Annotated in this window: 12 protein-coding genes; 7 read left to right on the forward strand and 5 right to left on the reverse strand. The window is 61.2% G+C overall.

Annotated elements, in window-relative coordinates; genetic code table 11:
- Positions 1 to 15: 15 nt before the first annotated feature.
- Positions 16 to 621: a GTP cyclohydrolase I FolE gene (gene folE / locus J2045_RS10975; protein ID WP_307372619.1), complete on the reverse strand. Its 606-nt coding sequence runs from the start codon at positions 619 to 621 to the stop codon at positions 16 to 18.
- Between the two features lie 268 nt (positions 622 to 889).
- Between folE and J2045_RS10980 the strand changes: the two genes are divergently transcribed.
- The 4 genes from J2045_RS10980 (at position 890) to J2045_RS10995 (ending at position 4,775) form a co-directional block, all read left to right on the forward strand.
- Positions 890 to 1,336 carry an iron-sulfur cluster assembly scaffold protein gene (locus J2045_RS10980; RefSeq protein ID WP_307372621.1) on the forward strand — a complete coding sequence of 149 codons (447 nt, stop codon included), beginning with the start codon at positions 890 to 892 and terminating at the stop codon, positions 1,334 to 1,336.
- A gap of 2 nt (positions 1,337 to 1,338) precedes the next feature.
- Entirely contained in the window at positions 1,339 to 1,707 is a 369-nt protein-coding gene (gene yidD / locus J2045_RS10985) for a membrane protein insertion efficiency factor YidD (RefSeq protein WP_307372623.1), read from the forward strand.
- A gap of 133 nt (positions 1,708 to 1,840) precedes the next feature.
- Positions 1,841 to 3,838, forward strand: a complete 1,998-nt coding sequence (gene thrS, locus J2045_RS10990; protein WP_307372625.1) for a threonine--tRNA ligase — start codon at positions 1,841 to 1,843, stop codon at positions 3,836 to 3,838.
- A gap of 97 nt (positions 3,839 to 3,935) precedes the next feature.
- Positions 3,936 to 4,775 carry a lysophospholipid acyltransferase family protein gene (locus tag J2045_RS10995; protein WP_166599354.1) on the forward strand — a complete coding sequence of 280 codons (840 nt, stop codon included), beginning with the start codon at positions 3,936 to 3,938 and terminating at the stop codon, positions 4,773 to 4,775.
- 3 nt (positions 4,776 to 4,778) lie between these two features.
- On the opposite strand, the gene J2045_RS11000 is transcribed toward J2045_RS10995, so the two are convergent.
- Entirely contained in the window at positions 4,779 to 5,732 is a 954-nt protein-coding gene (locus J2045_RS11000) for an RgsD C-terminal domain-containing protein (protein ID WP_307372628.1), read from the reverse strand.
- 110 nt (positions 5,733 to 5,842) lie between these two features.
- Between J2045_RS11000 and J2045_RS11005 the strand changes: the two genes are divergently transcribed.
- From J2045_RS11005 to J2045_RS11015, 3 genes are all read left to right on the forward strand, one after another.
- A complete protein-coding gene (locus tag J2045_RS11005) occupies positions 5,843 to 6,427 on the forward strand; it encodes a nitroreductase family protein (RefSeq protein ID WP_307372630.1) in 585 nt (194 codons plus the stop codon).
- Entirely contained in the window at positions 6,427 to 7,038 is a 612-nt protein-coding gene (locus J2045_RS11010) for a flavin reductase family protein (protein ID WP_307372632.1), read from the forward strand. The genes J2045_RS11005 and J2045_RS11010 overlap by 1 nt, the downstream gene beginning before the upstream one ends.
- A 182-nt stretch (positions 7,039 to 7,220) precedes the next feature.
- Positions 7,221 to 8,360: a DUF2336 domain-containing protein gene (locus tag J2045_RS11015; protein ID WP_307372634.1), complete on the forward strand. Its 1,140-nt coding sequence runs from the start codon at positions 7,221 to 7,223 to the stop codon at positions 8,358 to 8,360.
- Between the two features lie 6 nt (positions 8,361 to 8,366).
- Here the strand turns inward: J2045_RS11015 and J2045_RS11020 are convergent, their stop codons facing one another.
- From J2045_RS11020 to parE, 3 genes are all read right to left on the reverse strand, one after another.
- On the reverse strand, positions 8,367 to 8,777 hold the full coding sequence (locus J2045_RS11020) for a hypothetical protein (RefSeq protein WP_166599349.1): 411 nt from the start codon (positions 8,775 to 8,777) through the stop codon (positions 8,367 to 8,369).
- A gap of 143 nt (positions 8,778 to 8,920) precedes the next feature.
- Positions 8,921 to 10,159, reverse strand: a complete 1,239-nt coding sequence (locus tag J2045_RS11025; protein ID WP_370873081.1) for an AI-2E family transporter — start codon at positions 10,157 to 10,159, stop codon at positions 8,921 to 8,923.
- Between the two features lie 50 nt (positions 10,160 to 10,209).
- Positions 10,210 to 12,264 carry a DNA topoisomerase IV subunit B gene (gene parE / locus J2045_RS11030; RefSeq protein ID WP_307372641.1) on the reverse strand — a complete coding sequence of 685 codons (2,055 nt, stop codon included), beginning with the start codon at positions 12,262 to 12,264 and terminating at the stop codon, positions 10,210 to 10,212.
- Positions 12,265 to 12,453 lie beyond the last annotated feature (189 nt).

A 12,453-nucleotide genomic window follows, 5' to 3' on the forward strand; every position in this document is an offset into this window, starting at 1 on the left:
GGGAACTCGCGGGGCTTAGCGGCTCCGAACCATGGACATGAAGCGCGCCTGCTCGGCCGCATTGTCCTTGAAGGCGCCGGTGAAGGTTGTGGTGAGCGTCGTGGAGCCGGTCTTCTGGATGCCCCGCATCGCCATGCACATATGCTCGGCCTCAAGGAAAACCGCAACCCCGCGCGGCTGCAGGGTCTCGTCAATCGCGTGGGCGATCTGGGCGGTCATGTTTTCCTGCGTCTGCAAGCGCTTGGCGAAGACATCGACCACCCGCGCGATCTTCGACAGGCCGAGCACGCGACCTTTCGGCAGATAGGCGACATGCGCCTTGCCGATCACGGGCAGCATGTGGTGTTCGCAATGGGAGAAGAAGGAAATGTCGCGCACCAGGACGATGTCCTCGTAGCCGCCGACTTCTTCGAAGGTCCGGCCGAGCACGTCTTCTATGTCAGCCTCATAGCCGGAGAAAAGCTCCTGATAAGCCTTGGCCACGCGTGCCGGCGTATCGAGCAAACCCTCTCGGTTCGGGTCGTCGCCGGCCCAAAGCAGAAGCGTTCTCACAGCCTGTTCGGCTTCTTCGCGCGTCGGGCGCGGTGCTTCTGTGGTCAGTTTCGTGACGATGGCATCCATGGCCTTGGTCTCCCGGTCCCGATCGAGGCGGTCCGCTGGTTTGGCTTTGCCGGATTGTAAATGCGTAATGCGGCTCATAATGCAAGTCCGTAATCGCTGATTGCGGTGAGAAGATCGAACATCGAGGGTCGGCTTGCGTTTGTCCTGTGCCAGTCCCTTGGATATAGTGGACGACGAAAACGATATAAGGCCAAGGCTGCGACATGATGGCTGCGACAATGTAGCAGCCAATCCCTATATACGGGAGAAGCGCCAGAGTGGATTGACCATGGACGACATCTACAACACCAAGATCCTCGAGTTTGCCGGCAATATCGGCCGCATCGGCACGCTTCCCGAAGCCCAGGCCGTTTCGGAGAAACATTCGAAGCTCTGCGGCTCAAGGGTAAAAGTCTACCTCAATGTCGAGGGCGGTGTAGTCACCGACTTCGCCCACGAGGTGAAAGCGTGCGCGCTCGGCCAGGCCTCGTCTGGTATCATGGCCCGCCATGTGGTGGGAGCAACTGCGGCGGAGCTGCACCAGGCAAGGCTGGAGATGCTTGCCATGCTCAAGGAGAACGGCGAGGGGCCGTCCGGTCGGTTTGAAGACATGCGTTTCCTCAAGCCCGTGCGTGACTACAAGGCCCGCCACGCCTCCACCATGCTGACCTTTGACGCCGTGGTCGACTGTCTTGACCAGATCGAGCACCGGGCCGTTGCTGCCGAGGCGAGCTGATCATGTGCAATGCCCCCGACTGCGGGCATGGTCCTGACGATCTTCGTCCGCGCGGCCGAAACTGGTCGGGACCCTTTCGCAAGACGCCGGGTCGTCTCGTCGGAATGGGTTTGATCCGGCTCTACCAGTTGACACTCTCCAGTCTCATCGGCAACTCCTGCCGGCACATGCCCACCTGTTCGGAATATGGCTACGAGGCGGTGGCCCGGCATGGTCTCTGGTCGGGCGGCTGGCTTACGCTGTTTCGCGTTGCACGCTGCGGCCCCGGCGGAACCTGGGGACCCGATCCGGTGCCGGAAGTGCTTGGCGGCCGTTTCACCTGGTATGCGCCATGGCGTCTGTGGAGGTTTGGACAAAAGCCCGGGGTCTGAGCCCCTCTCTGACTAGAGCAACATCCTTTACTCAGCAGCGCTTTCGTCCTAAGGAGCGCCGGTAAATCGCGGGATCCAACCCGCCCCTTTCACCACCCGCATTCGTTGGCGGGACTGGATCAGGAGACATAGCATGTCCGCTTCCGTATCTCTCACTTTCCCCGATGGTTCCATCCGCGAATACGCTGCCGGCACGACTGGCGCTGAGGTCGCTGAATCAATTTCCAAGTCGCTCGCAAAGAAGGCCGTCGCGATTGCGCTCGATGGCACGGTGCGCGACCTCTCTGATCCCATCGTTGATGGCAAGATCGAGATCGTCACCCGCACCGATCCGCGTGCGCTCGAACTCATTCGCCATGATGCAGCCCACGTGATGGCCGAGGCCGTGCAGGAGCTCTGGCCCGGCACCCAGGTGACCATCGGTCCTGTCATCGAGAACGGCTTCTACTACGACTTCGCCAAGGCCGAGCCATTCACGCCGGACGATCTGCCGAAGATCGAAAAGCGCATGAAGGAGATCATCCAGCGCAACAAGCCTTTCACCAAGGAAGTATGGTCGCGCGACAAGGCGAAGGAAGTCTTTGCCGCGAAGGGTGAGAGCTACAAGGTCGAACTGGTCGATGCGATCCCGGAAGACCAGGATCTGAAGATCTATTATCAGGGCGACTGGTTCGACCTGTGCCGTGGGCCGCACATGGCGTCCACCGGGCAGATCGGCATGGCCTTCAAGCTGATGAAGGTGGCTGGCGCCTATTGGCGCGGTGACAGCAACAACACAATGCTGAGCCGCATCTACGGGACGGCCTTTGCCGAACAGGAGGAGCTGGACCGCTACCTACACATTCTGGCCGAAGCCGAAAAGCGCGACCACCGCAAGCTCGGCCGCGAAATGGATCTCTTCCATTTCCAGGAAGAGGGCCCGGGCGTCGTGTTCTGGCATGGCAAGGGCTGGCGCATGTTCCAGACGCTGACCTCCTATATGCGCCGCCGTCTCGAAGGAACCTATCAGGAAGTCAACGCGCCGCAGGTGCTCGACAAGTCGCTGTGGGAGACTTCCGGCCACTGGGGCTGGTACCAGGAAAACATGTTCGCCGTGAAATCGGCCCATGCCTTCACACATCCCGACGATGAGGAAGCCGACCAGAAGGTCTTCGCGCTGAAGCCGATGAACTGCCCGGGTCACGTGCAGATCTTCAAGCATGGCCTGAAATCCTACCGCGAGCTGCCTGTCCGCCTGGCAGAGTTCGGCCTGGTGCATCGTTACGAGGCGTCGGGCGCGCTGCATGGCCTGATGCGCGTCCGCGGCTTCACCCAGGACGATGCTCACGTCTTCTGCACGGAAGAGCAGATGGCGGCTGAGTGCCTGCGCATCAACGACCTGATCCTTTCGGTCTACGAGGACTTCGGCTTCGGCGAAATCGTGGTCAAGCTCTCGACCCGTCCAGAAAAGCGCGTCGGCTCCGACGAGCTCTGGGATCGCGCCGAAAGCGTGATGATGGACGTCTTGAAGCAGATCGAAGAACAGTCCGGCGGTCGCATCAAGACCGGCATTCTGCCGGGCGAGGGCGCCTTCTACGGTCCGAAGTTCGAATACACGCTGCGCGATGCCATCGGCCGTGAATGGCAGTGCGGCACGACCCAGGTCGACTTCAACCTGCCGGAACGCTTCGGTGCCTTCTACATCGACCAGAACTCGGAAAAGGTTCAGCCTGTCATGATCCACCGGGCCATCTGCGGCTCGATGGAGCGTTTCCTCGGCATCCTGATCGAGAACTTCGCCGGCCACCTGCCGCTGTGGTTCGCGCCGCTGCAGGTCGTCGTCGCCACGATTACCTCGGATGCGGACGACTATGGTCGTGAAGTTGCCGAACAGCTTCGCGATGCCGGTCTTCAGGTGGAAACCGACTTCCGCAATGAGAAGATCAACTACAAGGTCCGCGAACATTCCGTGACCAAGGTCCCGGTGATCATCGTCTGCGGCAAGCGCGAGGCAGAGGAAAAGACTGTCAACATTCGTCGCCTGGGCTCTCAGGAGCAGGTCTCGATGCCGCTTGTCGAAGCGGTAGCCGTGCTGGCCGGCGAAGCAACCCCGCCTGACGTCAAGCGCAAGCTGGCGAACCGCAAGGTCTGAGCGAAAAGTCTGGCAGGGCGTCACCGCCCTGTCAGACGCCTGTCATCGAATTGGCATATGACGGAATGATGATCGTCCGACCACCTGGAGCCCCAGCGTGAAATTCAAAGAACTGTCCTATGCCAACGAGCGCGACCCGAAATTGAAGCGCTGGTTCATCCGCTCGATCGAAGGCCTGTCGGGGCGTGACCGCTACACGCGGCTCTACGAGATCTGGCGCAACGACATCGTCGGCAAGACAGACCGTGTCTTCGGCAAGATGCTCGATCTGATCAATGTCGATCTGAAGGTCGAGGGCACTTGGCCGCCGGAAAACATTCCCGAAGGCCCAATCGTCATCGTTGCCAACCATCCCTTCGGGATCGGTGACGGCATCGCGGTACTGGCGCTTGCCGAGCAACTTGGCCGCCCATTCCGCGTGCTGATCAACAACGAGCTGTTGAAGGTGCCGGAAATGGCGCCTTACTCCCTGCCCGTCTCTTTCGAGGAGACCAAGGAAGCGCTCGCTCTCAATATGCAGACCCGCCATGAGGCGCTTCGGTTGTTGAAGGAAGGCGTCACCGTCGTGATTTTCCCGGCGGGTGGCGTGGCGACAGCGAAGAAGGGTTTCGGCCGCGCTGAGGACCTTCCATGGAAGATGTTCCCGGCCAAGCTGATCCAGGCCGCCAAGGCCAATGTCGTCCCGGTCTACTTCGAAGGCCAGAATGGCCGTCTCTTCCATCTCGCGAGCAAGATCTCGCTGACCTTGCGTGTTTCCCTGTTGATTCGCGAGTTCCGGCGTCTGTCTGGTTCGACAATTCGCGCGCGTGTCGGCGTTATGATCCCGTGGGAGGATTTGAGTACGCATGCTGACCGTAAGGACCTGCTGGCCCGATTGTTCGGTGCGGTCTTCAGCATGGCGCCGGCGGCGCGCGGGAAATTGCGTCGTGCAGCCTGACCGTCAGGACTGGTCGAGCATCAGTTCGACATCCATGTTGGAGCCGGCTTTCACTTCGAAGTCCCGCTGGTAGATCTTGTCCTTGTTGCGTGCGACGGCCGTATACTGGCCTTCCGCCAGGACCATTACGGGAAAAGCACTGACGCTTTCCGCGACGATGTCGCCGCCGGAGGTGAGCACGGACCATGCTGTGTCAGCAATTGCCTCGCCGCCATCCTCCGAGACGAGTTTGAAGCCGACCTGGGAGGCTCGGTGCTGGATCGTGGCTTCCGTCAGTTCTCCAGCCTCGACGGTGATATCGGCACGGACGACCGCATTGATCGAGCCATATTCGGACACGACATGGTAGGTGCCGGCGTTCAGCCTCACGATCGTGTTTGGTTTGACATCCGCCAGCACGAGCCCTCGCTCCCCATCCTCGCGCACATCAGACGAGAAGATGTCGAAGCTGAGCTGCTTGTCCGGGATGTGTGAGTCGGCACCGGAGATGGCATTGAGAGACATGCCACCCGCATCAAGCACCAGCACTTGGTCGGAAACATCGCCCTCAGCGGGAATATTGAGCTTCTTGGTGGCGCCTGCGCGACCGAAGGAGACATTGACGAAATAGTCGCCGGGCGCCAGCTGGAAGGCTGCAGTGCCTCCCTCGGCGCTCGCAAGCAGGGGAAGCTTGCCATCCGCACCAGGGATCGGGCTGAAAACCCGCCACGACAGGCCGTGCCTCATAGGTTCGCCATCATCGGTCAGCTTGGCGTCGAGCCTTATGTTGCGGCTTTGGCTAACGCTCGTGATCGTGCCGATGCTGGGGGCGGAGAAGGCCTTCAGCTTCGGCATCTTCGTCGAACCGTTCAACTGCTTGAATGTCTCGAAGGCCTCTTGTGCAATGCCCGGCGACGTCGCAGCCGAGGCGACGGAAACCGCGAGCAGCAGTCGAATGAGAACAGGTTGGCGGACCATGCGATGCACTGTGTGTTGACTTCCTTCCCAATGCCGGCAACTTCAAACCGAACCGGATGGCAATTTCAAGACCTGCCGCTCCCGCCAAGGCCTATGAAGGTATCACGAAAATGAAAAAAGACATCAAACTGCTCGATTATCTCGCGGTTCGCCGTTCCGTGCCCGCATTCCAGATGTGCGAGCCAGGGCCGGACAAGGCGGAAATCGAATCGATCCTGTCGCTCGCGGTTCGCGTTCCCGATCACGGGAAGCTCGCTCCGTGGCGCTTCATCGTCTATCGCGGCGAGGAGCGTGCGCGCATAAGCGAGGAACTCCTGAGATTGGCGAAGGAAAAGAACCCGGAGCTTTCCGAGGAGATGATCCAGGTCGAGCGTACCCGGTTCACACGGGCTCCTGTGGTTGTTGCCGTCATCTCTACGGCTGCGCCGCATGCCAAGATCCCGGAATGGGAGCAGGTTATGTCGGCCGGTGCCGTCTGCCTCAATCTGCTGATGGCCGCGAACGCCCAGGGATACGTCTCCAACTGGCTGTCGGAGTGGTTTGCCTTCGACGAGCGCGCTCATCCGCTCCTTGGTGTGAATCCGGGCGAGAAAGTGGCCGGCTTCATTCATATTGGCTCGACCGAGTTCCCGATCGTAGAGCGTCCGCGTCCGGCGCTGGCGGACGTTGTGTCGTGGCGGGGCGGGAATGACTGATGTTTTATGATACCGAATCGAATGCCCACGGAATGGCGCACGATCCCTTCAAGGCGATTGTCGCGCCAAGGCCGATCGGTTGGATCGGCACGAAGGGACGAGATGGCAGCCGCAATCTGTCGCCCTATTCGTTCTTCAATGCCGTCGGTGATCGCCCCAAGATGGTGATGTTTTCGTCCAGTGGCCGCAAGCATACCCTGCGCAACGCTGAGGAGACGGGTGTCTTCACCGCGAGTTTCGTCAGTCGTGGTCTGATGCAGCCGATGAACGCCTCGTCCGCTGCCGTGGCCTACGGTGCCGATGAGTTCGACTTGGCGGGGCTTGCTGCGGCCCCCGCCCGGCTGATCGACGCACCTTATGTGGCGCAGGCGGTGGCGGCTCTCGAATGCCGCGTCACGAAGGTCATCACATTGCCTGATGTCGACGGCAATGAGACCGACAGCCACGCGGTTTTCGGTCAGGTGGTCGGCATCCATATTGCCGAGGATGTGATTCGCGACGGTCGCTTCGATCTCGCGCTTGCCGACCCGATCATGCGCTTGGGCTATATGGATTATGCCGGGATCGGTCCGATCTTTGAACTCGAACGGCCCAGCGTAAAGGCAGGATGATGGGCCTGCAATCAGCGGTGTGAGTGCGGTTGTGACGAGGCCGCACCCGCCGCGGTAACTGGCGGGGAGACCCCCATATTCGGGGTGGTTAATGAACGTGGTGAACGTTTCTTAAACACTTTGCTCCTAGTGTCCTGATACCGAGTGTTTCGGGTGTGCACAGGTGGCGAGTGGGTCCGGCTTTGATCGTTACAGCTTTTCTCAAGTGGGTCGAAACGGCGAAGACGCAGGAGCGCGCCCGCGCTGCAAATGCTCTCGCGCGGGCCTACCTGAAGTCCGAAATGACACCGGAAGAGCGCCAAGCCGCGCAAATGGCGATGACTTACCTCCTGGATGACCCTTCTCCACAAGTGCGTCTGGCGCTGGCAGAGGTTCTGGCCGGCGAGGCGAGGGCGCCGCGTGCGTTGATGGTGTCTCTTGCCGAAGACCAGCCCGAGATCGCCTCTGCGGTGATCCTGCATTGTCCGGTTCTGACCGACGCCGATCTGGTCGACATCGCAGGCCGTGGCACGATGGAGAGCCGAGCCCTGATTGCGGCCCGCAGCGAGGTAAGCGTTGCAGTCGCGGCCGCGCTCGCCGAGATTGGTGATGCGGCAGAACTGGAAGTTCTTCTCGAGAACCCTGGTGCGCGCTTCGCCACTTTCACCCTGCGTCGTATCGCCGAACGGCACGGACACTGCGAGCGCATCCGTGCGAGGTTGCTCGACCGCAACGACCTCGCCATCGGTGTGCGCCAGCTGCTGGTTCAGTTCGTTGCCGATGCACTCGCCGGTTCTGATCTCGTCATCGGCGCGATTGGCAGCCGCCGCATCGAGCGTATCGCCCGCGAGGCCGGCGACAGTGCCACCATTGCGCTCCTGGCTGATGTGCATGGCGAGGAACTGTACCGCCTCACGGATCAGCTTCGCGCTGCTGGCCGTCTGACCCCGGCCTTTCTCATGCACGCACTGTGCGCAGGCCGAACGGACTTCTTCTCCTCGGCCATGGTCGCGATTTCTGGACTGGAGGAGCGCCGCGTGCGTTCCATCCTTGCCACCGGCCGCTTCCATGCGCTTCGTGCTCTGCTTGAGTCGGCGGGAATCAGCCGCGAGATCAGCCCTATCTTCGTTGATGCCGTCATGCTCTGGCGCACGCTCATCCAGTCGGCAGAGGGTTTTGAGCTCGACCACATTGCCCACCGCCTCGTGAGCCGTTATCGCGGCACCCCACACTTGAGTGACGCGGCGCGCGCCCTGACCGATATGATCGAGCGTCTGGCTATTGCCGAGGAACGTCGGCTGGCCCGGGACTATGCAAGCGGCGTCGCCCTCGCCGCCGCCTGATCGACCTCAGGGCACGATTTTCTTGGCGACCCAGGAATAGCTGTCAGACACAACGTGGATCGGCTTCTCGAAGATCATCTTGATCTGCGCCTTGCCCGGCAGCACCTGGCGGACAGCATCGACCGCCATGTCCTTCAGTGTCCTGTTATGTTGCTCTTCGACCTGTTGCTGCTCGCTCGTGTCCGGCGCCGGTTGCGTGGAGGCTGCAATGGCTGCGGCGATCTCCGGGGGAGGTGTCTGGCACACCGCAACAGCGGTCGGGTAGGCGATGTTGGTATAGCGGCCGAGGATCTCTTCCGAAGCCGCATCACACAGCTCAATGGAGACAAAGCGCTCCGATGGTGTCTCGACGAACTCGCATTGGCTCACGCTGTCGTCACATCCGAGGATCGTCATCATGATCAAGGCGGTCTTCATCGCAAGGCTCCGGTCAGGGCAGGTAGACGGACGAAACAGAAGGATTGGAGCCAAAGCAAGGCATGGTCGTGGGACAGCCACGCACGTTTGTTTTCGACAGCATTTTGGCCGTCCAGGCCTCCCGGAGGCGAGCGCCCTCGGGTTCAGCCCGAGGAAACCCGCCTGGTGCCGGTTCCAGCAGTTTTGACGAAGTCGAGCTCGCCCTGCTCTTCCAGCGGAACAATCTCGTCAGACAATTCGACTTCACGGATCCATTCGCGCCAGATCGACACCAGGAGGGCCATCAGCACGGGGCCGATAAATAGCCCCAGGAAGCCCATGGTCTTTACACCTCCAACGAGCCCGAAGAAGGTCGGCAGGAAGGGAAGCTTGATCGGGCCACCGACCAGCCGGGGCCGGACGGTCTTGTCGACGATGAAGAGTTCGACCGAGCCCCAGACGAAGAGGGCGACACCTTCGACCATCGCACCGCTGGCCGCCAGATAGATGGAGACGAGGGTGAAGGAGAGGGGCGCCCCGCCGGGTATGAGCGCCATGACGCCGGTGATTACGCCGAGCGTGACAGGCGAAGGCACGCCCGCCAGCCAATAGGCGATGCCCAGAATGATTCCCTCGCCGATGGCGATCAGGGTCATCCCCGTCACGGTGGAGCTGATCGTCGCCGGCACCACCCGTGAGATCCGTTCCCAGCGATTTGGCAGGATGCGTTCGCCCAGCAGATCGAGCTGTCGGGCAAAGTTTGCGCCATCCCGATAGACGAAGAAGAGCGCAATCAACATGAACAGCAATGTCAGCAGCAGATGAAACAGTCCGTCCCCTGCGGCGATGACGGCACGATAGATGTTGCCGATATTAGCACCACTTACGATCTGGATCAGTTCGCCGATCGCTCCGGGTTGCCCGATATGCTCGGTCCATTTCCCGGCGAGCCAATCGCCCACACGCGGCAGTGCAGCGATCCATGCAGGCGGCGGCGCGCCCGTGGTGTTCGCTTCGACCGCCCAGGTAATCCATTGCCGGATTTCATCGACGGCATAGGAAATCGCGATGCCGATCGGGATGATCAGAAACGCGAGAATGGCGAGCAGGGCGAGGGTCGCACCGAGCGTCGTGTTGCCACCCGTACGCTCGAGCAGTCGGCGGTAAAGCGGCCAACTGGCAAAGGCGATCACGAGCGCAGCGAGCACCGGGACGACGAAACCGTGGAAGAAGTAGATGGCCGCGATGCCGATCAGCACGAGCAACCAGCGCGCTACGGCGATTGGCGTGATCAACGCAATGCGATTGGCCGTCGCCTGGCCGAGCCAACGCGGCCCTTTCGACGGGGTCTGAATTTCAGCCTGGCTCACGATCTGCAGTGTCCCGTTAAGTCTGCCCTGCATATGGAGCATTATCGAACGGGAGACAAGCGGGGCACACAGGCCCTAGTCCGTCAAATGTCGAGGTTCTCCGCGAAGGCCGCCCGTTCCTGAATGAACCTGAACCGTGCTTCCGGCTTTGTGCCCATCAGTGCATCCACAGCATCGCGCGTACCCTCGAAGTCCACGTCATCAATCCCGACCCTGAGCAGCGTGCGCTTGGCGGGATCCATGGTCGTTTCTTTGAGCTGCGCCGGCATCATTTCACCGAGACCTTTGAATCGTCCGATCTCGACCTTCTTGCCCTTGAACACCGTTTCCATCAGCTCCGCCCGGTGCGCATCGTCACGGGCATAAACGGTCTTGGCGCCCTGTCGAATGACATAGAGCGGCGGCACGGCGAGATAGAGATGATTGCCGCGGATCAGCTCCGGCATTTCCTGATAGAAGAAGGTGATCAGCAGCGAGGCGATATGGGCACCGTCGACGTCGGCATCGGTCATGACGATGACGCGTTCATAGCGCAGATCTTCGTCACGATATTTCGTCCGCGTACCGCAGCCGAGCGCCTGGATAAGGTCGGCGATCTGCTGGTTGGCCATCAGCTTTTCGCGGCTGGCCGAACCGACGTTCAGGATCTTGCCGCGCAGCGGCAGGATCGCCTGGTTGGAGCGATTGCGCGCCTGCTTCGCCGAGCCACCGGCCGAGTCACCTTCGACGATGAACAGTTCCGCGCCTTCGGCCGTGTTCTGCGAGCAGTCGGCCAGCTTGCCGGGCAGGCGAAGTTTCCGCACGGCAGTCTTGCGGTTGACTTCCTTCTCCTTGCGGCGGCGCAGACGCTCTTCCGCACGCTCGATCACCCAGTCGAGCAGCTTTGCCGCCTCGTTGGGATTGTCGGCGAGGTAATGGTCGAAGGGGTCGCGCAGCACGTTTTCGACAAGACGCTGGGCCTCGACGGTCGCGAGCTTGTCCTTGGTCTGGCCGACGAACTCAGGCTCACGGATGAAAACCGACAGCATGCCGACAGCAGAAATCATCACGTCGTCAGTGGTGATTTCCTTGGCGCGCTTGTTCTGCGTCAGTTCGGCATAGTTCTTCAGGCCCTTGGTGAGCGCAATGCGCAGGCCAGCCTCATGCGTGCCGCCTTCAGGCGTCGGGATCGTGTTGCAATAGGAATGCAGAGCCGGGTCGCCGCCATACCAGGTGACCGCCCATTCCATCGCGCCATGGCCGCCGGTCTTTTCGGTCTTGCCGGCAAAGATCTCGCGGGTGACGGTGAATTCCTTGCCGAGTGTGGCAGCGAGATAGTCCTTTAGACCGCCGGGGAAGTGGAAGACAGCCTTCTCCGGAATGTCGCCGCCTTCCGGCACCATGCCGGGATCGCATGACCAGCGGATCTCGACGCCGCCGAAGAGATAGGCCTTGGAGCGCGCCATGCGGAAAATCCGGCCGGGGTCGAATTTCGCATGGTCGCCGAAGATCTGCGGATCAGGGTGGAAGCGAACGCGCGTGCCGCGGCGATTATGCACTTCGCCCAGTTCTTCGAGCCCGCCCTGCGGGACACCGCGCGAGAAGGTCTGGCGATAGAGTTTGCGATTGCGGGCGACTTCGACTTCGAGGAGATCGGAGAGCGCGTTGACGACGGAGACGCCGACGCCGTGCAGACCGCCCGATGTCTCATAGGCCTTGCCGTCGAACTTGCCGCCGGCATGCAGCTTGGTCATGATCACTTCGAGCGTCGACTTGCCGGGAACCTGCGGATGCAATTCGACCGGGATGCCACGGCCATTGTCGGTGACCGTCAGGAATCCCTGGGTATCGAGATGCACGTCGATGAAGTTGGCGTGGCCGGCCACCGCTTCGTCCATCGAGTTGTCGATGACTTCGGCGAACAGGTGATGCAGCGCCTTCTCGTCCGTGCCACCGATATACATGCCCGGACGCATGCGCACCGGTTCGAGGCCTTCGAGAACCCGGATGGAGGACGCGCCATATTCCTCGGCACCCGCTGTCGAAGCAGAGGCAGCCGGCCGCGCAACAGGCGCGGGGGCGGGGGTAGGTGCTGTCACGGTTTCCGCCTCGACCTTCTGGGCGAGCGGCATGCCGGAAAAGAGATCGTTGTCGTCCATGGCGTCGTTCGATACTCTGTTGCTGTTTGATGCCGGGTCTGCGGCACCTTCAGAAAGCCGCCGCACCAGGCCAGTCGCATCTGCGAATCGGTCGGATTGTGCCAGAAAGGCAGGGCAGGCGCGAAGGGCCATAGAGCCGGCGCATGTTGAATTCGGGCCAGCTTTGCGTGGCGCATTTCGCGAAGGCAA

The organism is Peteryoungia aggregata LMG 23059, from assembly GCF_030814435.1.
GTDB lineage: Bacteria > Pseudomonadota > Alphaproteobacteria > Rhizobiales > Rhizobiaceae > Allorhizobium > Allorhizobium aggregatum.

What these genes read in the sequence shown, in the direction of transcription:
- J2045_RS11010 (WP_307372632.1), top strand. Translation starts at nt 6,427, where the DNA reads ATGTTTTATGATACCGAATCGAATGCCCACGGAATGGCGCACGATCCC.
- J2045_RS11020 (WP_166599349.1), bottom strand. Translation starts at nt 8,777, where the DNA reads ATGAAGACCGCCTTGATCATGATGACGATCCTCGGATGTGACGACAGC.
- thrS (WP_307372625.1), top strand. Translation starts at nt 1,841, where the DNA reads ATGTCCGCTTCCGTATCTCTCACTTTCCCCGATGGTTCCATCCGCGAA.
- J2045_RS11000 (WP_307372628.1), bottom strand. Translation starts at nt 5,732, where the DNA reads ATGGTCCGCCAACCTGTTCTCATTCGACTGCTGCTCGCGGTTTCCGTC.
- parE (WP_307372641.1), bottom strand. Translation starts at nt 12,264, where the DNA reads ATGGACGACAACGATCTCTTTTCCGGCATGCCGCTCGCCCAGAAGGTC.
- folE (WP_307372619.1), bottom strand. Translation starts at nt 621, where the DNA reads ATGGATGCCATCGTCACGAAACTGACCACAGAAGCACCGCGCCCGACG.
- J2045_RS11025 (WP_370873081.1), bottom strand. Translation starts at nt 10,159, where the DNA reads ATGCAGGGCAGACTTAACGGGACACTGCAGATCGTGAGCCAGGCTGAA.
- J2045_RS10980 (WP_307372621.1), top strand. Translation starts at nt 890, where the DNA reads ATGGACGACATCTACAACACCAAGATCCTCGAGTTTGCCGGCAATATC.
- J2045_RS11005 (WP_307372630.1), top strand. Translation starts at nt 5,843, where the DNA reads ATGAAAAAAGACATCAAACTGCTCGATTATCTCGCGGTTCGCCGTTCC.
- yidD (WP_307372623.1), top strand. Translation starts at nt 1,339, where the DNA reads ATGTGCAATGCCCCCGACTGCGGGCATGGTCCTGACGATCTTCGTCCG.